Here is a 19,734-nt window from a genome sequence, read left to right on the forward strand (position 1 = left end):
TGGAAAGATTGAAACAGATAGCCTGCTTCTTTTTATCTCTCTTCGACTTACTCATTGTTAGGTATTTACGGTACCTTGTAGAAACGCCACGCCTATTCATGGCATAAATAAGTAATGATATTTTTTAGTGAGCATCTCCATTCCAGATAGAGTTCTTCACAATCACATAATCTACATGTCTAAGATCAGCTACCTTTCGACCTCCAGCATAAGAAATCGAACTTTGCAAATCTTGTTCCATCTCAGTTAGGGTATCTTGTAAATGTCCTTTGGCAGGAAGAAGAATTTTCTTACCTTCAACATTCTTATAGGCACCTTTTTGGTATTCTGAAGCAGAACCATAGTATTCTTTAAATTGTTTACCATCGACTTCGACAGTTTTACCAGGGCTTTCGATATGGCCTGCAAATAAAGAACCAATCATAACCATACTTGCACCGAAGCGGATTGACTTGGCAATATCTCCGTGTGTACGGATACCACCATCGGCAATAATCGGTTTACGAGCAGCTTTCGCACACCAGCGAAGGGCAGCTAACTGCCAACCACCAGTACCAAAACCGGTTTTGACCTTAGTGATACATACTTTACCTGGACCGATTCCGACCTTAGTAGCATCTGCACCAGCATTTTCAAGTTCACGAACAGCTTCTGGAGTACCAACGTTACCAGCGATGACAAAGGTATCTGGCAATTCTTTCTTGATGTGCTGAATCATTGAAATCACACTGTCTGCATGACCATGAGCAATATCAATAGTAATGTACTCTGGAGCATCTTCCTTTAATTGACTAACAAAGTCATACTCATAATCTTTAACACCAACAGAAATAGAAGCAATCAAGCCCTTATCATGCATGCGTTTCACAAAAGGGATGCGTCCAGCTTCATCGAAGCGATGCATGATATAGAAATAACCACCTTTTGCAAGTTGTTCAGCAACATCTTCATCTAGGATTGTTTGCATATTTGAAGGAACAACTGGTAATTTAAAGGTGTGCTTCCCGAGTGTCACTTGTGTATCGGCTTCAGCTCGGCTTTTAAGGACACACTTGTTAGGAATTAGCTGAATATCTTCATAGTCAAAGATCGGAAATTCGTTTAACATTTCGATGTCTCGTTTCTTTTATAATGACCTACCTATGCTTTCGCATCACTACGCCTTTTCCGACGTTTCCTCTAACGATTATAAACTAAGGTAAAGTTTTTGTCAATTATTTTGAAACCTAAAATTTATAACGTTCGGGTTTTACTGATTGTTTCATTAAAAATAGAGAGTTTATGAACTCTCTATTATCTGTTTTATCTTAATAATACTCACCTTGACGATAATCCCATGAGTTAAAGGTATCTGATAGATGCATCATGATTTTATCAATATCCAGTCCTTTACGGATCACAACTGGAGCTGGTGAGATTGAACGTGCTCCACCTTGTTCTGGTATGAGTTTGCCATCCTTATCAACCATAGACACCATCACACCTTGTTCGTATCGTGTTTCAACTGTTTTGTCTGGTTGGATAGATGCAACATAGTCGTCTGCTTCGATGACAAGATCCACTGCTCCTTCGATACGCTCTCCGATTCCTTCAACCTTACCTCGGTTTCCTTTTCCAGACGGGTTAGCTGATGAGGCGTAAACCATCTTACCTTCTTCCCAAAGTTTGGCAGCTAATTGTTCACCAGCTTTCCCAAACTTGATAACAAAACAGCTAGTTCCACGCACATCGGTCATGAGTTCTTCACGACCATCACCGTAAGCTTTCAATTTTTCAAAGGCTTCTGGTTTCCATGGAAGGATACAACCAAGAAGAATGTCTTCATCCCAATGTTTTTGATAGAAGGCTTCAATTTCTGGGTTGAGTTGTGCTAAAGCGCGAAGTTCATCCATACTTCCACAAAGTACAACACCTGGTTTGTTACGGTTACGCTCTTTAGCTTCAAATTTGCGTTCAAGGCCTGCCTTATCGCTAGTCATGATGATGTAACCAACTTTTGTAGGGCAAACGATACATCCGCCCTCACCTTTTAAAATGTCATAGCCTTCTTGTGAAAGTGTCCCGTTCCATTGAATGTGTTTTGTCATAGTTCTATTTCCTTTTCTATTTTTTCTAATCCTGCCAGTAGGCTGGGCGTTGTTTTTCATAAGCAGCAATCAAGTCTTCATACTGCAAGGTAATACCGATATCATCCAAGCCATTTAAGAGCTTGTGTTTCCACTCGCTATCAATTTCAAAGGAGAATTCTCCAATAGGTGAGATGATTTTTTGTTGTTCCAAGTCAACCGTCACTTGATCGCTTGGTTGAAGCTGGGCGAGTTTTTCTCTAACTTCCCTAGGTTTAATAATAGGCAACATACCATTATTGAGTTCATTATTGTAATGAATATCTCCAAAAGATCCTGCAATTACGACCTTAAAGCCGTAGTCTGCCAGTGCCCAAGCTGCGTGTTCCCTCGAAGAACCAGCCCCGAAATTATCTCCTGTGATGAGAATACTGGCTTTGCGATATTCAGGTCGGTTAAAGACAAAGTCTGGATCCTCAGCATACTGATCATCCAGATAACGCCAAGCATACATGAGGTATTTTCCAAAACCTTTCTTATCAATCAACTTGAGAAACTGTTTAGGTAGGATTTGGTCGGTATCGATATTATCATTCATAAGAGGAACCGTTGTTCCTGTATAAACTGTAAATTTTTCCATATCCTCTCCTTACTGGGCTTCTGGCATTTGACGAACGTCTACAAAACGTCCTGCGATAGCTGCTGCAGCTGCCATTGCTGGACTACAAAGATGAGTCTTCGCTCCAAATCCCTGTCTATCTTCAAAGTTACGATTGCTAGTTGAGGCACAGTGGACACCATCAGGTACCTTGTCAGGATTCATCCCTAGACACATAGAGCAACCTGGATCTCTCCACTCAAAGCCAGCATCTTGGAAAATCTTATCCAAGCCCAACTTTTCAGCAGCTCGCTTGACTGGTCGAGAACCCGGTACCACGATAGCCGTCAAATTTGGAGCGATCTTCTTCCCTTCTACAAACCGAGCCGCCAGTTGCAAATCACTAAGTCTAGCATTGGTACAAGAACCGATAAAGACATAGCCTAGTTGGATATCTGCTGGCTTTTGACCTGGTTGTAAATCCATGTAATGATAAGCACGTTCATCATTCATATCCTTTATTTCTGGGAATCTACTATCAAAGTCAACGCCCATTGCGGGATTAGTTCCCCAAGTCACCATAGGTGCTAATTCAGAAACATCCATACGAATCACCTTGTCATAAACAGCATCGTCGTCGCTAACGAGCCTTTTCCAATCGGCTACTGCTGCATCAAAATCCTTTGGAACACACTCACGTCCCTTTAGATAGTCATAGGTGGTTTGGTCTGGATTCATGATTCCCATCTTTGATCCAAACTCGATAGACATATTGCAGATGGTCATTCGCTCTTCCATACTAAGTGCATCAATCGCTTGACCACGATACTCAACTACGTAGCCAACACCACAAGCAACACCGTACTTGGCAATCAAGGCTAAAATGAAGTCCTTAGAATAAACTCCCTTTTGAGGAACTCCAGTGAATTCCACCAACATCTTCTTGGGTTTAACCTGCCAAATGGTTTGCGTAGCAAATACGTGCTCGACTTCACTGGTTCCAATCCCAAAGGCAATCGCTCCAAAAGCTCCATGAGTTGCTGTATGGCTATCACCACAGACGATGAATTTTCCTGGTTGTGTTCGTCCTGTTTCTGGTCCAACCATGTGAACAATGCCCTGTTTTTCAGAACCATGAGCCGCATGCTCAATCCCAAACTCCGCAACATTTTCTGCCAACTTATCAATTTGAGCCTTGGAAATCACATCCCGAATATCGTAAATATTAACTGTTGGAACATTGTGGTCAAAGGTACCAAATGTTAAATCTGGCCTCCTCAATCTTCTCCCTGCATCTCGTAATCCTTGAAAAGCTTGAGGACTGGTCACTTCATGGATGTAGTGCTGATCCACATACATGAGTTGCGGTTGTCCCTCTTCTCCTGTGATTACATGGAGGTCCCATAATTTATCAAAAATCGATTTTCCTACCATTCATTACCTCCATACAAAATACAAAGCCACTAGTGTAGTTACTATTCCTAGGAACCAAACTGTTTTAAAGTACCATTTTCTCGTCTTGTGGTGAAAAGTAATTCCTGCTAACCAGGCTCCAAAACCGCCACAAAAGAAGGCAAATGATAATAAATATTTTTCCGGGATTCGCCAAGCACCTCTTTTAGCTTTTGATTTGTCAATGCCATAGATGACAAAAATCAAAAGGTTCCAAATTAAGAGAGCAAAAGTAATTCCTTCGTTTAGTTTCATAGTCTTGCAATAATGGCTTCTGTCATTTCTCTAGTCGAAGCCTGTCCTCCTATATCTCTTGTTAAAATACCTGCAGCTAGACTTGACTCAACAGCACGCTCAATACGCTCCGCATCGTCATAACGTCCAAAACTATCACGCAACATCATAGCGACTGATAAAATCATGGAAATGGGATTGGCAATGCCTTGACCTGCTATATCAGGTGCTGAACCATGAATCGGTTCATAAAGGCTCGGTCCATTTTCAGAGTGACTAGCCGATGGCATAACTCCAAGTGTACCAGATAGAACGCTTGATTCATCAGATAAGATATCTCCGAAAAGATTCTCTGTCACAATAACATCAAACTTGGCTGGATTTGTAATCATGAGCATGGCAGCTGAGTCAACCAGCTGATGCTCCAAGGTTACATCCGGAAAATCTTTTGCGACTTCTTCAGCTACTTTCCTCCAGAGTTTTGAAGTTGCTAACACATTTTGCTTATCGATACTAGTAACAACTTTATTTCGACCTTTTGCAACTTCGAAGGCTTTGCGTATAATCCGCTCTACTTCCTCATAGCTATAATCGTTGATATCACGTGCCGATTTCTCTTCAAGGATATGATCTCCAAAGTAAATCCCACCTGTCAACTCACGCACTACTACAAAGTCAACACCAACAATTCGTTCGGGCTTAAGAGGTGATAAATGCTTGAGACTATCAAAGATTTTAACCGGACGAATATTAGCATAGAGATTGAGTTCCTTACGAAGAGCGAGCAAACCTTGTTCAGGTCTAACTGGAGCATCATCATACTGAGGACTACCGATAGCTGCTAGGAGAATAGCATCCGCTTCTCTAGCAGCCCTTAAGGTTTCATTTGGTAAGGGATGTCCTGTGGCATCAATACCTGCACCTCCAAATGGTCGTCTGTCTATCTCAAAGTCAAATCCTGTTTTTTCGGCTATCGATGCAAGAACTTCTAAACCAGCTTCCATAATTTCTGGTCCAATTCCGTCGCCTGCTAGGGCAACTATTTTCTTTGTCATAGAATTCTCCTTTAAACACTAGGCATGTCACGGTAGGAAAGATTTGGGCCGATCTCGCCAGTATTCTCTTTTTGAACAAAAGTATTGGCATTTATATAAGCAATAGCTGAAGCCTTCAACACATCAAAATCAAGTCCGGCTGCGTTAAAGATAGTTTCAGTATCTCTGTTTTCAACAGTAACTAAAACACGTGCCTGAGCATCAATCCCGTCTGTTACTGCATCAATCGTGTAGGATACCAAGCGAACAGATTGATTAAAGAATTTGTCGATAGCGTTAAAGACGGCCTCAACCGAACCTTGTCCTGTTGCATTAAATTCAACCTTTTCACCATCCAAATTAGCCAAGCTAATAGTCGCTTCAATGTCATTATCCGCATGAGTTTGGAGTTGTAGATCATCAAAGTGGAAGCCCTCTGGATTTTCAACCATGGTGCCAGCTACCAGAGCTCGAATATCAGCATCTGTGATTTCTTGCTTCTTATCTGCTAAGGCCTTGAACTTAGCAAAAAGTGGTTTGATGTCCTCGTCTGTAAAATCTAGGGCCAAATCCCTCAGTTTTTCTACAAAAGCATGGCGACCAGACAATTTCCCAAGCGGAAGACTGTTGCTCTTGACACCCACCAGTTCAGGTGTGATGATTTCATAAGTGAGAGGATTTTTAAGAACACCATCTTGGTGAATACCTGATTCGTGAGAGAAGGCATTTCCACCGACAACTGCCTTATTTTTTGGAACTGGAATTCCTGAGAAGCGAGAGACCATTTCGGACGTATTAATCGTTTCGTTTAGAACAATACTTGTCTCTGCTTGATAATAATCTTGGCGAATATTGAGGGCCACCGCTATTTCTTCTAAAGCAGCATTCCCAGCTCTTTCTCCAATACCGTTAATGGTTCCTTCAACACGTCCTGCACCATTCTTAACAGCAGCAAGGCTATTTGCAACCGCCATTCCAAGGTCATCGTGACAGTGAGGCGAATAGATAATCTGACAATCAGTTTTAACATTGTCAATCAGATACTTGAAGATATTCCCATATTCCTCTGGTGTGGTAAAACCAACCGTGTCAGGAATATTGATATAAGTCGCACCTGCGTCTACCGCTGTTTGAACGACTTGTAAGAGGAAATCCAGCTCAGTTCTAGTCGCATCTTCAGGAGAGAATTCTACCACTTCAAATTTACTACGTGCATAGGAAACATGCTCTTTAATAGCTTCCAATATTTCCTCTTTGCTTTTATTCAACTTAAATTCACGATGAATAGGACTAGTAGCGATAAAAACATGGATTTGTGGATACTTTGCTTCCTTCAGTGCTTCATAACAAGCGTCAATGTCTGATTTAACAGAGCGAGCTAAACCAGTCACCGCTGTTTTCTTCAAGACTTTTGCGATTTCCTGAACTGCAGTAAATGAGTCTGGACTAGCTGCTGGAAAACCAGCTTCAATTGCCGAAATTCCCCATTTTTCCAGTTGTCTAGCTATAGCAACCTTTTCCTTTATTGAAAAATTGACACCTGGTGTCTGCTCACCATCTCGGAGACTGGTATCTAAAAACTCAACTACACGCATGAGAATTCTCCCTTCACATTTTCGATATAGAAAAAACATCTCGCTCGGAGTTCCAAGCGAGATGTTGATTTACTCCCGCTTGGTAAGCCAAACAGGACTAATGCTATTGCACTAGTCCGAGTACCTCAACAACAAAGCAAATTGATTAAACTTAGCTGTTTTCATGTTTGGCTTTCTCCTTTGTTTGATGTCTTGTTTAGTATTCTAGCATAGGAAAAAATACTTGTCAAGAAAAAATCCAATATTTTCTGAAAATTTCTTCAATAAAGAATATTTTGCGAATTGAACGTATTTGAAAAATCAAATAGCTACCTTCATTTCTTAGAAGTCAAAAAGTAACTTCTATCAAATAATTCAAGCACCTTTTCGTCAGTTAGAGTATCATCAAGTGGAAGACTTATCCAATAGCGCTTATTCATATGAAAAGCTGGGTAAATTCCTTTTTGTGAAAGCAAGTCGGCAACTTGGTCATGTTTGAGATTGACTGCTTCGACTAGCCCTTCTCTCCCCTTATCTAGCCTATCCCAAGGAATTCTCATTAAAATAGCATACCATTTCTGATTATCTTCATGGCGCAAAACCGCCGTATCAGGTGATTTCTCCCATAGATATTCCAGCTGATTGCCATACTTTTCTTGAACAAGCGCCATGATTCTCTTGGTCTGCGGACAGAGAAATTCCTGTACCTCAAAACAAGCCTTTCGAATGCCATAAAGAACTTCTAAACAAGCCTCTCGAACGCTTCCGACAAAAGTACCTCTCATACTTTCCATATGAACTTGAGGATATAGGTCACCAGTTTCTTGGTCATAAACTTGAAAATTTAAATCTCCATCCTTAACTGTAAGCATCATGAGAAAATCTCCCTGCAAGATAGTCGAATTATAGGTCCATACACCTTGATTTTCTACAAATCCATACTCTTTAGCCTTTTTACTATTAAACTGATAGGCTTTAAAAATTTCAAACATAAGCGAAAACTGCTACCATAAGCTAGCAGTTCCTTTCTATTTTTTAAAAGACAACCTTAGTTCCATGTAATTGTGTCACACCTAATTGGTCGATAAAAGTTTGACGGTTGTCCGTGTCAATCCCTCCACCCGGTAAAATTTCGATTTTACCTGCAGCATGTTCTAGAATTCTACGATAGTGCTCAAAACGTTTCTCGAGTGAATCACCAGATACACCCGCACGAGTCAGGATGCGTGTCACTCCAGCTTGACTAAGCCAATCAATAGCTTCTAGTTGATCTTGGCCACTTAAGTCATCAAAAGCCATATGGAAGACAATCTCCATTCCTTTAGATGCAGCAATCAATTTTTCAAGGTTGGCCTTATCCAATTTCTTATCTGCTGTTAAGGCACCGAAGACGACCCCTTGGCTACCTGCCTGAGCAGTTAGACGAATATCCTCGAGCATAATAGAAATCTCGAGGTCATTGTAAACAAAGTCTCCACCACGTGGACGAATCATAGTCATAATAGTCGTATCGTAGTTAGTTGCCAGCTCAACAGCTGCCTTGGTTACTCCGTAGCTTGGTGTCGTTCCACCAACAGCAAGATTATCACAGAGCTCAATTCGGCGAGCTCCAGCCTGCATAGCCTTTTCAAGCAAGGTCACATTTTCAGCACAAAATTCGTAAATCATTTGATACTCCTTGACGATTTATTTGATATTATTATATCATATTGTTTTAAGTAACCCCTACTTTTTATCAAGGAAAATCATTACTTTTTTAGCTATTCTTTATCTGGAATCACCTTAAAGAGATAATAGGTTATAAATATTGTTAAACATCCTAAAGCAATTTTTACTGGCAAAAGCGGAGCGAAATAAATAGAAATTCCCATTAAGATATAAATCGAAACAATGATTTTTTTCTTGCGTTCACGCGCAATGGACTTGGTTTCTCTAAAGTCCGCAACATAGGTTTGATAAAGCTTGGTATGATAGAGCCAATCTTCAAAACGTTTAGAAGATTTTGAAAAACAAGCTATTGACAACAAGAGAAAGGGTGTTGTCGGTAATAGTGGCAAGGCAACTCCAACGATAGCCAATGCTAATGAAATAAAGCCAATGCTAAGATAAATAATGCGCATATCTACTCCTAAGTAAGAATAATCTTCTTCTAGTTAAGCATAAAAAGATAAAATCTGTCAAGTTTAAATTAAAAAGAGCTGAAATTATCATTTCAGCCCTAATTATTTTTATTTAATCTTTTCTTCTTCGTAGTCACCATTGCTACATACAATTTGTTTCCCACCACCACGGATTTTTTTCTCCATGAGGAAGTGACCACATTTAGGACAATCACGTCCGACAGGTTTATCCCAAGAGGTAAACTCACATTCTGGATAACGATTACATCCATAGAAAATACGATTACGTTTGGTTTTGCGTTCGATGATTTGCCCTTGATGACAATTTGGACATGTAACACCGACTTCTTTGACAATGGCTTGTGTATGTCGGCAATCAGGGAAATTGCTACATGCGTAAAACTTACCGAAGCGTCCAATCTTAATCACCATAGGACTGCCACAAACTTCACAGTCAAATCCAGCTGGCTCATCCTTGATTTGAATTTTTTCCATCTCTGCTTCAGCTTTTGCAACCTCTTTAGAGAATGGTTTGTAAAACTCATCAATAACCCGTTGCCACTCTTCTTTTCCGACTTCGACATCATCTAGCTTGCCTTCCATTTCAGCAGTAAATTTCACATTAACAATGTCAGGGAAGTATTCGACAATCAGCTTGTTAACGACTTGTCCTAAATCAGTCGGTTCAAAGCGTTTAGATGCGAGTCTTACATAGTAACGTTTTTGAATTGTTTCAATGGTTGGAGCATAGGTAGATGGGCGACCAACTCCGTTTTCTTCCAAAGTTTTAATCAATGTTGCTTCTGAATATCGTGCAGGAGGTTGTGTGAAATGTTGTTCAGGTTTGCTATTGACCTGTTTGACCACATCTCCTACTTTCATATCTGGAAGCATCTTATTCTTATCAGAATCGTTATAAATCGCCAAATAACCATCAAACTTAACTTGGCTACCATTAGCAGCAAATTGAACTCCATTTTGTGAAAGTTTAACAGCCATAGTATCGAAAATCGCACCAGTCATCTGACTAGCCACAAAGCGGTTCCAGATGAGGGTATAAAGTTTAAGCTGGTCTTTATCCAAATACTTAGCAATTTTTTCAGGAGTATTAAAGACACTTGAAGGACGAATAGCTTCGTGGGCGTCTTGAGCGCCAGAGGCATTTTTCACCTTGCTACCATGTTTAGAATACTTACTACCAAAACGTTCATTGATGTAGCTAGCAGCTTCATTCTGAGCAACTGGACTGATACGAGTAGAATCCGTACGCATATAGGTAATCAAACCTTGGACACCTGTACCGATATTAATTCCCTCATAGAGCTGTTGAGCAACCATCATAGTCTTACGAGTACGGAAGTTAATCTTGTTAGCAGCATCCATCTGCATAGAAGACGTTGTATATGGAAGAGGAGCATTGCGCTTTCTTTCCTTTTTATCTACTTGATCAACTGTAAAATCCTTGCTGTTCAAATGAGATAAAACTTTTTTGACTTCATCATTGGTAGTCAACTTCATCTTCTTGCCATTCATTCCATAAAAAGAAGCTTGGAATTGCTTGGTACCTTTTTTAAAGACACCATCAATCGTCCAATATTCTTCTGGTTGGAAGGAATTGATTTCATTTTCGCGATCAATGATTAGCTTTAAAGCAACAGACTGAACACGTCCTGCCGATAAGCCTTTTTTTACTTTTTTCCAAAGAATTGGTGAAATTGAATACCCTACTAAACGGTCCAAAACACGACGGGCCTGTTGGGCATCGACCAAATCCATATTGATTTTACGAGGTTCTTTAAAGGCATTTTTTACCGCATCCTTGGTAATCTCGTTGAAAACAACACGGTTAGCATCATTTTCATCAAGATTGAGAATATGAGCTAAATGCCAAGAAATTGCTTCTCCTTCGCGGTCCGGGTCACTTGCGAGAAAGACTTTATTGGCTTTTTTAGCTTCTTTTTTCAAATCATTGATGAGAGGACCTTTCCCACGAATATTGATGTATTGAGGTTCGTAATTATTTTCCACATCGACTGACATACTGGATTTTTTCAAATCACGAATATGACCAACACTGGCTAAAACCTTATAATTTCTACCCAGGTATTTTTCAATCGTTTTAGCCTTTGCAGGCGACTCCACGATTACTAGATTTTTTTTAACTGTTGATTTTTTCTTCTTTGTTGCCGTAGCCACAGTATCACACCTTTTCAAAGTAATTAAACTTTATAAAGTGTAAACCATTTTTAAAAACCTGTCAAGACTTAACACCCATACAATAGAAGAAAAGTTTGCTAAATGAAATGATTCTATGTCTAAAACTCAAACTCAGCGAGAATATCCTGCCCACATGTTGCTAGTTTTGCTCCTTCTTGGATCAAATGATGACAGCCGTCTGAGCGTCCATCTAAAATGGAACCTGGAATCGCAAAGACATCTCTACCTTCCTCCATAGCACGCTCACAAGTGATTAAGCTACCAGATCTCATTTTAGCTTCTGCAACGATAATTCCTCGACACAATCCTGCAATAATGCGGTTTCTGGCAGGAAAGTGAAATTTCAAGGGTTCTTCCCCTGGTCCGTACTCACTTAGTATTATATGATTGTCTCCAATGTATTCTTGAAGACGTTTATTGGAGCGGGGATAATAGACGTCTAAACCAGTCCCGATCACTGCAATCGTTTTGCCACCAGTTTGAAGAATTGACATATGGGCTGCTGTGTCGATTCCTCTAGCAAGTCCGCTTACCACAACTAATTCATTCTCCAGTTCTTCGATGACTTTCCGAACTGATTTAGTTCCGGTTTGACTACAAGAGCGACTCCCCACAACTGCTATCTTTGGTAATTTTAAGAGATTTAAATCTCCTTTATAAAAAAGCAATACAGGTGCATCGTAAATTTCACTAAGCGAAATGGGATAAACATCATCCAGAATCGAAAATGATGGGAACTTTTCAAAATCTTTCTTTAATCGTTCCATGCTTTCAAAAGTCAGTTTATGATACCGTTCCATAAAGATTACTGGATTGCGACACTCTGAGGCTTCTGCTATAGTCTCTAAACTCAATTCCTGATCGTAAATTTCTCCATATTGAAGAACTTTTAGTACTTGCTGATTACTTAATCCTGCTTGCTTTAACTTATAAATCTCAAAATTATCAATCTTAATTTTCATGATCGACTCCTTTTTCTCTCTCTATTTAACTATTCGTAGAAAAAGAAAAAAACTTCCAAACAATTTGACTTGTTTAGGAAGTTTCAATTTTTTGCTTATCTTAGTAATCAGGGCGAAGGACTCCTGTGACAGTTGCCTTGGTTGCTTCGTAATCCCCATCAATAACTACCTTGATAATGCGTTTTGCATCCTCTTCAGGCGTAGGAACCAACGGCAATCGAGTCGGACCAGCTGCAAATCCCATATAGTTGAGTACTGCCTTGACAGGTGCAGGACTTGGATAAGAGAAGAGAGCATTGACTTTAGGAATAAATTTACGTTGAATCGCTGCCGCCTTCTTCATATCACTTTCTTCAATCGCAGTGAACATTTCATGCATTTCATCACCATTCGTATGAGAAGCAACAGAAATAACACCGTCGGCACCAAGATTCATAGCATGGAAAGCATCTCCATCTTCACCAGTGTATACCAAAAATTCTTCTGGCTTGTGCTCAATCAAATAGGCCATATTGGCAAGACTAGTACATTCTTTGACACCGATGATATTTGGATGTTCCGCCAAACGAAGCAAGGTATCTGGAGTCATTTCAACAACCACACGACCTGGAATGTTATAAATAATAATAGGCAAATCAGATGCGTCTGCAATGGCTTTAAAGTGTTGGTACATACCTTCTTGGGATGGTTTATTGTAGTAAGGAACAATCGCAAGACCAGCTGCAAAACCACCAAACTCAGCTACTTCTTTGACGAACTCGATAGAGTCACGTGTGTCATTTGTACCAACACCCGCAATTAAAGGAACACGGCCGTTAACAACCTTTTGTACAGCTGCGAACAACTGCAATTCCTCATCGTGTGTTAGGGTTGGACTCTCAGCAGTCGTACCTGCTAAGAGAATTCCATCTGTATGATGGGCCAATAAGTGTTCAATTAAATTTGGAATCGCTTCGAAATTGATAGAGCCATCTTCATGAAAAGGAGTAATAAAAGCTGTAATAATTTTACAATCTTTTAAATCTTGATAAGACATACAATAATTCCTCTCTATTTTAAAGAAGGAGTTCAAAAGAACTCCTACATGTTATTTCAATTCAAATTTTAATTCAGCTGTTGGGCGAACCAAACCACGTTCGTGAAGTGTTTCTGCTATTTGAACTGAGTTCCAAGCGGCACCTTTAAGGAGGTTATCAGAAACCACCCACATATGGATTCCTTTTTCTGCATCCAGGTCTTTGCGGATACGTCCAACGAATGTATCACGTGAACCTACAGCATTAACAGCTTGAGGATAGATTTGGTGAGCAACATCGTCTTCAAGGACGGCACCTGGGAAGGCAGCAATAGCAGCTTTCACTTCTTCGATTGGGGCTACTTCTTTTGTTTCAATATAAACAGACTCAGAGTGAGCTGACAAAACTGGAATACGTACGCAAGTTGCTGAAACAGCAATGCTATCGTCTTCCATAATTTTCTTAGTCTCGTTTGTCATCTTCATTTCTTCGTATGTGTAGTCATTATATGTGAAGACATCAATTTGTGGAAGAGCGTTGAAGGCGATTGGATAGTGTTTCTTATCTCCACCTGAAGGTAAGATTTCTGCTTTAACATCACGTGGGTTAACTCCATCATTTAAGACTTCACGAAGCTCACGTTGAGTTTCGAGAATTGCTCCCATACCAGCACCTGAAACTGCTTGATAAGTTGAAACAATAATACGGTCCAATCCCCATTTTTGACGAACGGGCTCAAGAGCAACCATCATTTGAATAGTTGAACAGTTAGGACAAGAGATGATTCCATTATGAGCATCAAGAGCATGAGCATTGACCTCAGGTACTACCAATGGTACATCTGGATTTTGACGGAAATAAGAAGTGTTATCTACGACGACTGCGCCTGCTTTAACAGCATAAGGTGCGTATTTTGCAGAAGTTGATCCACCAGCTGAGAAAAGAGCAATATCAACCCCTTCAAAAGCGTCTTCTGTTGTTTCTTCAATGGTCACATCTTGACCTTTGAATTGCAAGACCTTTCCTGCAGAACGTGCAGACGCAAGGTAACGAATCTTATCGATAGGAAGAGTTGATTCTTCCAACATTTTGATCATTTGAGCACCAACGGCACCTGTAGCGCCGACAACAGCAACTGTGTATCCCATAACAAACCTCTTTCGGAATTTTCTAAAAATTTCTATAATAGAAACATTATACTACTTTTTAGAAAAATTGAAAAGTCTTTACCTTATCTATTTTCTGAAATTGACAAGAAAAGGCGGTGGGACAGAAATCGATAGACAAAGTCTCGATTTCGTAGTCTCAGCCCTGCGAGGATGATTAGAAGCTTTTTGGAGTCTAAAAGACAAACAAAAAGTTCAATCAACTACCGCGTCAAAGTTTGATTGCTAATAAAAAGTGAGGTCGGGATCTTTTGTCCCAACCTCTTCTACTATTCATAAAATTGTTTATATGGTTTATTAAAAGCATCTAAAATATTTGATGGAGTATCTGAATAAGATTTTGTCTCAGTCCAATGTCCTTTAACAATAATTCTTTCAGCTGCATTAGCATCTTCACAGGTCACTAGGGTGATTTCATTAATCCCCTCACGATCCTCAATTAAATCTACTCGGTCAGGAGTAACAATTTTAACTTCATCTATCTCATACGTATAGACTTTTTCTTTATCTGTTAGATAAATTTTCATCCCTCTCTCAGCTCGAGCTAGAGGTGAAAATAATTTCTTGTCTGCATTATTACCAGTAAATATACGGTGACTAGCTAGAGAATAGTTCCCTTCCCCCATTACCTGATTGGCTTTCATTGTCCCAGCACCATAAAAGAGGTTAACATTATCGAGTCCCTTAAATATTGGTAGATTCATTTCAAGCTCTGGAATTGCAATACCTCCGATTACCGGAAGTTGCTGAGAATTCCATTGAGCTGAAAGCACTGCCTCTGATGAAAGTGCTTTGACAGAGTTGAAGTCAAAATTTCCTTCTGTTTCTTGATTCTTCTCAATATTTTCCTTCGTTACTTGACTAACCTGATACTTATTAGTATTAAAAATCATAAAAATATCACGTATCTTCGAATTAAAAATCAAGGCTAGAGACAAAAGGATTAGAAAGCCCGCCAAAATATTAATCAGCAGATTCTTACGCTTATTCTTTTTACTTTTTCTTCTTTTTTGAGACATTATTCTTCACTTTCTGTTTCGTGTTCTGCCTCAACTTCTTCCTTCTCTGCTGCTGCAACTGTTGTAAAGGTTACAATTTTAGCATTTTCATCTAGACGCATTACTTTTACTCCCATAGTAGAGCGTCCAGTTTGTGAAATATTGGCAACATTTGTTCGAATCATAACACCAGTGTCTGTGATGACCATCAAGTCTTCGTCACCTTTTACTGTGAGTAGGCCAGCAAGTTGACCGTTTTTATCAGTAATATTAGCGGTTTTCATACCTTTACCAGCACGACCTTTAGTTGGATATTCAGTGGCAACTGTACGCTTACCGTATCCTTTTTCAGTAATGATAAGAACTTCATCTTGATCGGTAATCACTCTAGCACCAACTACAGCATCACCTTCACGAAGATTTACTCCTTTAACACCTGTAGCACTACGACTCATGCTACGAACGGATGATTGATTGAAACGAACTGCATATCCCAATTTAGTACCAATGATGATATCAGTATCTTCTTGAGTCAGAAGAACATTAATCAATTCGTCCTCATCTTTCAAATTCAAGGCTTTTAGACCATTTTGACGAATATTAGCAAATTCTTTTACGCTAGTTCTCTTAACAATACCTGCTCGAGTCGTAAAGAAGATGTATGCATCATCACTTCGTTCTGATTCGACGTTAATAATGGTTTGGATACTTTCTCCTTCATCCAGTTTCAAGAGGTTCACTACAGGTAATCCCTTGGCTGTACGACCATATTCTGGGATTTCATAACCTTTCAAACGATAGACACGACCTTTGTTGGTAAAGAAGAGCAAGTGATCATGGGTGCTGGTAGAAACCAACTCCCTGACAAAGTCATCATCCTTAACACCAGTACCTTGAACACCACGTCCACCACGTTTTTGAGCGGTGAACTCGTCTTGGTCCAAACGTTTAATGTAACCTTTATTTGATAAAGTGATGAGAACATCAGACTCTTCAATCAAGTCTTCATCTTCAAGTGTCAAGACTTCACCAACCATCAACTCAGTACGGCGTTTATCTCCAAACTTCCGTTTGACTTCATCCAATTCTTCTTTGATGATTTGTGCTACGCGTTCTGGTTTTGCAAGAATATCAGTTAAATCAGAAATCAAAGCAATCAATTCGTCATACTCTGACTGAATCTTATCACGTTCCAAACCTGTCAAACGACGGAGACGCATGTCTAGGATTGCTTGACTTTGACGTTCAGAAAGCTTGAACTTGCTCATCAATTCTGCTTGAGCCTCTTCATCAGTTTCACTGGCACGGATAATACGAATAACTTCGTCGATGTGGTCTAGTGCAATCAGCAAACCTTCCAAGATATGTGCACGTGCTTCGGCTTTCTCTTTATCAAATTGAGTACGACGAGTCACAACTTCTTTTTGGTGCTCAATGTATGCATCCAAGATTTGGCGAAGCGATAAAATCTTTGGAACACCATTTTGGATAGCAAGCATGTTAAAACCAAAGCTAGTCTGCATCTGAGTCATCTTGAATAAGTTGTTCAAAATAACATTAGCTGATGCGTCGCGTCTAACTTCAATAACAAAGCGAACACCTTCACGGTTAGATTCATCACGAACAGCAGTAATTCCCTCGATACGTTTTTCCTGAACTAAGCGCACAATATGTTCATGTACTTTGGTTTTGTTGACCATATATGGAAATTCAGTAACAACGATACGTTCGCGACCCGTTTTAGTTTCTTCAATTTCCGTACGAGAACGAAGAACAATAGATCCCTTACCAGTCTCATACGCCTTATGAATACCTGATTTACCCATAACTAGGGCACCAGTTGGGAAGTCTGGACCAGGCAAAACTTCCATCAAATCTTTGGTTGTAACTTCAGGATTATCCATGACGAGTTTAACAGCATCAATGGTTTCACCCAAATTATGAGGTGGAATATTGGTCGCCATACCAACGGCAATACCTGTTGCACCATTGACCAATAGATTTGGGAAACGAGCTGGTAAAACAACCGGTTCACGCTCGTTGGCATCATAGTTATCAACAAAATCAACGGTATTTTTATTGATATCGCGAAGCATTTCAAGAGCAATCTTACTCATACGTGCTTCGGTATAACGTTGCGCGGCAGCGCCATCACCGTCCATAGAACCAAAGTTACCGTGCCCATCTACAAGCATGTAGCGGTAGCTCCACCATTGAGCCATACGAACCATAGCTTCATAGATAGATGAATCCCCGTGTGGGTGGTATTTACCCATTACGTCCCCTGTAATACGGGCAGATTTCTTATGAGGTTTATCAGGCGTAACTCCTAATTCATTCATTCCGTACAAAATACGACGATGAACAGGTTTCAACCCATCACGAACATCAGGAAGAGCACGCGATACGATTACACTCATGGCGTAGTCGATAAAGCTAGTCTTCATCTCCTTTGTCAGATTGACATTCACTAGATTTTTATCTTGCATTAAAAAATGCCTCGTTTCACTATTAGTAAGTAAATATATTATACCATAGTTTAACCTAATTTTCAGTCTCTGAACATACCTAAAACGTTTACATATTTATCCCGAAGGTATATCCGTGACAAAGCTTAGCAAAAGTGATAGAATGAAATCAAATGGGGAATCCCCCTGAATAAAACAAAGGAGATGTTTAGACAAATGACAGTTACTAAACAACACAAAAAAGTTATCCTCGTTGGTGACGGTGCCGTAGGTTCATCTTACGCTTTCGCTCTTGTTAACCAAGGTATTGCTCAAGAACTTGGTATCATTGAAATTCCTCAATTGTTTGAAAAAGCAGTTGGTGATGCTGAAGACCTTAGCCACGCGCTTGCTTTTACTTCGCCTAAGAAAATTTATGCTGCTAAGTATGAAGACTGTGCGGATGCGGACCTTGTAGTTATCACTGCTGGTGCTCCACAAAAACCAGGTGAAACTCGTCTTGACCTTGTTGGTAAAAACCTTGCTATCAACAAATCAATCGTTGAACAAGTTGTTGCGTCTGGTTTTGACGGTATCTTCCTTGTTGCTGCTAACCCAGTTGACATTTTGACTTACTCAACTTGGAAATTCTCAGGATTCCCTAAAGAACGTGTTATCGGTTCAGGTACTTCACTTGACTCAGCTCGTTTCCGTCAAGCACTTGCTGAAACTATCGGCGTTGATGCTCGTTCAGTTCACGCCTACATCATGGGTGAGCACGGTGACTCAGAATTTGCCGTTTGGTCACACGCTAACGTTGCCGGTGTTAAATTGGAGCAATGGTTGCAAGCTAACCGCGACTTAAATGAAGCTGACCTTGTTGAACTCTTCATCTCAGTTCGTGACGCTGCTTACTCAATCATCAATAAAAAAGGTGCTACATACTACGGTATTGCAGTTGCTCTTGCTCGTATCACAAAAGCTATCCTTGATGATGAAAATGCCGTACTTCCACTTTCAGTCTTCCAAGAAGGACAATACGGAGTTGAAAACGTCTTTATCGGTCAACCAGCTATCGTTGGTGCACACGGTATCGTTCGCCCAGTTAACATCCCATTGAACGACGCTGAAACACAAAAAATGCAAGCTTCTGCTCGTGAATTGCAAGAAATTATTGACGAAGCATGGAAAAACCCTGAATTCCAAGCGGCTTCTAAAAACTAATTAAATTAGATTTTTAAAAAAATGTCTAGACAGTTAAGTCTAGACATTTTTTATTTCGCTAATCCATCTGAGCAAAAGCTGCTTCAGCATCTGCGTTACTAATTGCCCCTAATTGAATCTTAGCAATTTTACCCTGTGAATCAATTAAATACTCTGTAGGGATACTTCGAATTTGATAAGCTTGGAAGGTTGTTCCCTTAGTGTCATATAAGACAGGTATATCCTTATAGCCCTGGTCCTCAAACCATTTTGGAAATTGGTCAATCGTTTTTTCACCTTGAAGACCTGGTGCAATAACAGATAAAATTTCAAAATCACGATCTTCTTTTGCAGCAAGTTCCATTAATTCAGGCATACTTTTTTTACAAGGTCCACACCAAGAGGCCCAGAATTTTAGATAAACTTTTTTACCTTTAAAATCAGATAGCTTGACTTCTTTTCCATCCATCGATTGAAGGGTAAAGTCAGGTGCTTCGGCTCCTACAGCCACCTGTTTAACAGTTGCTTGCTGTTGTGTTTGAGTCGTTTGAGTTTGCTGACTTGATTTTTTTTCTTCTTTGCCACAAGCAATCAAAAGAAAGATAGATAAGAAACTAAGTCCAAAATAGATTATTTTTTTCATAAAT

The 19,734-nt window shown here is 39.9% G+C and carries 18 protein-coding genes and 1 riboswitch; of the genes, 1 reads left to right on the forward strand and 17 read right to left on the reverse strand.

The window, feature by feature from the left end:
- Positions 1-34: 34 nt before the first annotated feature.
- A riboswitch (purine riboswitch) is annotated at positions 35-131 on the reverse strand.
- The 16 genes from guaC to gyrA form a co-directional block, all read right to left on the reverse strand.
- Complete coding sequence (gene guaC / locus TZ94_RS05330; protein WP_045614972.1) at positions 125-1,108, reverse strand: GMP reductase; 984 nt, start codon at positions 1,106-1,108, stop codon at positions 125-127. (Overlaps the previous riboswitch by 7 nt.)
- Before the next feature lie 199 nt (positions 1,109-1,307).
- A complete protein-coding gene (locus TZ94_RS05335) occupies positions 1,308-2,087 on the reverse strand; it encodes an L-threonylcarbamoyladenylate synthase (protein WP_045614973.1) in 780 nt (259 codons plus the stop codon).
- 25 nt (positions 2,088-2,112) lie between these two features.
- Entirely contained in the window at positions 2,113-2,706 is a 594-nt protein-coding gene (leuD, locus tag TZ94_RS05340) for a 3-isopropylmalate dehydratase small subunit (protein WP_045614974.1), read from the reverse strand.
- 9 nt (positions 2,707-2,715) lie between these two features.
- Positions 2,716-4,098, reverse strand: coding sequence for a 3-isopropylmalate dehydratase large subunit (leuC, locus tag TZ94_RS05345; RefSeq protein ID WP_045614975.1), 1,383 nt, complete (start codon positions 4,096-4,098; stop codon positions 2,716-2,718).
- A gap of 3 nt (positions 4,099-4,101) precedes the next feature.
- Positions 4,102-4,371 (reverse strand): DUF1294 domain-containing protein, encoded by a 270-nt coding sequence (locus tag TZ94_RS05350; protein ID WP_045614976.1) that lies wholly within the window; start codon positions 4,369-4,371, stop codon positions 4,102-4,104.
- Entirely contained in the window at positions 4,368-5,405 is a 1,038-nt protein-coding gene (leuB, locus tag TZ94_RS05355) for a 3-isopropylmalate dehydrogenase (protein ID WP_045614977.1), read from the reverse strand. Before leuB ends, TZ94_RS05350 begins: the two co-directional genes overlap by 4 nt.
- Positions 5,406-5,416: 11 nt before the next feature.
- Complete coding sequence (locus tag TZ94_RS05360) at positions 5,417-6,979, reverse strand: 2-isopropylmalate synthase (RefSeq protein WP_045614978.1); 1,563 nt, start codon at positions 6,977-6,979, stop codon at positions 5,417-5,419.
- A gap of 314 nt (positions 6,980-7,293) precedes the next feature.
- On the reverse strand, positions 7,294-7,950 hold the full coding sequence (locus tag TZ94_RS05365) for an MmcQ/YjbR family DNA-binding protein (protein ID WP_045614979.1): 657 nt from the start codon (positions 7,948-7,950) through the stop codon (positions 7,294-7,296).
- A gap of 43 nt (positions 7,951-7,993) precedes the next feature.
- Positions 7,994-8,626 (reverse strand): copper homeostasis protein CutC, encoded by a 633-nt coding sequence (locus TZ94_RS05370; protein ID WP_045614981.1) that lies wholly within the window; start codon positions 8,624-8,626, stop codon positions 7,994-7,996.
- 92 nt (positions 8,627-8,718) lie between these two features.
- The gene (locus TZ94_RS05375; protein WP_045614983.1) at positions 8,719-9,078 is read right to left on the reverse strand and encodes a YbaN family protein; all 360 of its coding nucleotides are present in this window, start codon (positions 9,076-9,078) and stop codon (positions 8,719-8,721) included.
- A 108-nt stretch (positions 9,079-9,186) separates the two neighbouring features.
- Entirely contained in the window at positions 9,187-11,274 is a 2,088-nt protein-coding gene (gene topA, locus TZ94_RS05380; protein WP_045614986.1) for a type I DNA topoisomerase, read from the reverse strand.
- 119 nt (positions 11,275-11,393) lie between these two features.
- Entirely contained in the window at positions 11,394-12,251 is an 858-nt protein-coding gene (gene dprA / locus TZ94_RS05385) for a DNA-processing protein DprA (protein WP_142321356.1), read from the reverse strand.
- Between the two features lie 106 nt (positions 12,252-12,357).
- The gene (gene dapA / locus TZ94_RS05390) at positions 12,358-13,293 is read right to left on the reverse strand and encodes a 4-hydroxy-tetrahydrodipicolinate synthase (protein ID WP_045614988.1); all 936 of its coding nucleotides are present in this window, start codon (positions 13,291-13,293) and stop codon (positions 12,358-12,360) included.
- Between the two features lie 51 nt (positions 13,294-13,344).
- Complete coding sequence (locus tag TZ94_RS05395; protein WP_045614989.1) at positions 13,345-14,421, reverse strand: aspartate-semialdehyde dehydrogenase; 1,077 nt, start codon at positions 14,419-14,421, stop codon at positions 13,345-13,347.
- 287 nt (positions 14,422-14,708) lie between these two features.
- Positions 14,709-15,458, reverse strand: a complete 750-nt coding sequence (locus TZ94_RS05400; protein ID WP_045614991.1) for a class A sortase — start codon at positions 15,456-15,458, stop codon at positions 14,709-14,711.
- Entirely contained in the window at positions 15,458-17,926 is a 2,469-nt protein-coding gene (gene gyrA / locus TZ94_RS05405) for a DNA gyrase subunit A (RefSeq protein WP_045614992.1), read from the reverse strand. The genes TZ94_RS05400 and gyrA overlap by 1 nt, the downstream gene beginning before the upstream one ends.
- Before the next feature lie 195 nt (positions 17,927-18,121).
- On the opposite strand from gyrA, the gene TZ94_RS05410 reads away from it, so the two are divergent.
- The gene (locus TZ94_RS05410; RefSeq protein WP_045614994.1) at positions 18,122-19,108 is read left to right on the forward strand and encodes an L-lactate dehydrogenase; all 987 of its coding nucleotides are present in this window, start codon (positions 18,122-18,124) and stop codon (positions 19,106-19,108) included.
- A gap of 58 nt (positions 19,109-19,166) precedes the next feature.
- Here the strand turns inward: TZ94_RS05410 and sdbB are convergent, their stop codons facing one another.
- Positions 19,167-19,730 carry a thiol-disulfide oxidoreductase-associated lipoprotein SdbB gene (sdbB, locus tag TZ94_RS05415; protein ID WP_045614996.1) on the reverse strand — a complete coding sequence of 188 codons (564 nt, stop codon included), beginning with the start codon at positions 19,728-19,730 and terminating at the stop codon, positions 19,167-19,169.
- Between the last annotated feature and the right edge of the window lie 4 nt (positions 19,731-19,734).

It is taken from the genome of Streptococcus infantis (assembly GCF_000960085.1).
Lineage (GTDB): Bacteria > Bacillota > Bacilli > Lactobacillales > Streptococcaceae > Streptococcus > Streptococcus infantis_C.

What these genes read in the sequence shown, in the direction of transcription:
- TZ94_RS05400 (WP_045614991.1), bottom strand. Translation starts at nt 15,458, where the DNA reads ATGTCTCAAAAAAGAAGAAAAAGTAAAAAGAATAAGCGTAAGAATCTG.
- leuD (WP_045614974.1), bottom strand. Translation starts at nt 2,706, where the DNA reads ATGGAAAAATTTACAGTTTATACAGGAACAACGGTTCCTCTTATGAAT.
- TZ94_RS05360 (WP_045614978.1), bottom strand. Translation starts at nt 6,979, where the DNA reads ATGCGTGTAGTTGAGTTTTTAGATACCAGTCTCCGAGATGGTGAGCAG.
- guaC (WP_045614972.1), bottom strand. Translation starts at nt 1,108, where the DNA reads ATGTTAAACGAATTTCCGATCTTTGACTATGAAGATATTCAGCTAATT.
- dapA (WP_045614988.1), bottom strand. Translation starts at nt 13,293, where the DNA reads ATGTCTTATCAAGATTTAAAAGATTGTAAAATTATTACAGCTTTTATT.
- TZ94_RS05410 (WP_045614994.1), top strand. Translation starts at nt 18,122, where the DNA reads ATGACAGTTACTAAACAACACAAAAAAGTTATCCTCGTTGGTGACGGT.
- TZ94_RS05375 (WP_045614983.1), bottom strand. Translation starts at nt 9,078, where the DNA reads ATGCGCATTATTTATCTTAGCATTGGCTTTATTTCATTAGCATTGGCT.
- TZ94_RS05335 (WP_045614973.1), bottom strand. Translation starts at nt 2,087, where the DNA reads ATGACAAAACACATTCAATGGAACGGGACACTTTCACAAGAAGGCTAT.
- TZ94_RS05370 (WP_045614981.1), bottom strand. Translation starts at nt 8,626, where the DNA reads ATGATTTACGAATTTTGTGCTGAAAATGTGACCTTGCTTGAAAAGGCT.
- sdbB (WP_045614996.1), bottom strand. Translation starts at nt 19,730, where the DNA reads ATGAAAAAAATAATCTATTTTGGACTTAGTTTCTTATCTATCTTTCTT.
- TZ94_RS05350 (WP_045614976.1), bottom strand. Translation starts at nt 4,371, where the DNA reads ATGAAACTAAACGAAGGAATTACTTTTGCTCTCTTAATTTGGAACCTT.
- gyrA (WP_045614992.1), bottom strand. Translation starts at nt 17,926, where the DNA reads ATGCAAGATAAAAATCTAGTGAATGTCAATCTGACAAAGGAGATGAAG.
- leuB (WP_045614977.1), bottom strand. Translation starts at nt 5,405, where the DNA reads ATGACAAAGAAAATAGTTGCCCTAGCAGGCGACGGAATTGGACCAGAA.
- TZ94_RS05395 (WP_045614989.1), bottom strand. Translation starts at nt 14,421, where the DNA reads ATGGGATACACAGTTGCTGTTGTCGGCGCTACAGGTGCCGTTGGTGCT.
- leuC (WP_045614975.1), bottom strand. Translation starts at nt 4,098, where the DNA reads ATGGTAGGAAAATCGATTTTTGATAAATTATGGGACCTCCATGTAATC.
- TZ94_RS05365 (WP_045614979.1), bottom strand. Translation starts at nt 7,950, where the DNA reads ATGTTTGAAATTTTTAAAGCCTATCAGTTTAATAGTAAAAAGGCTAAA.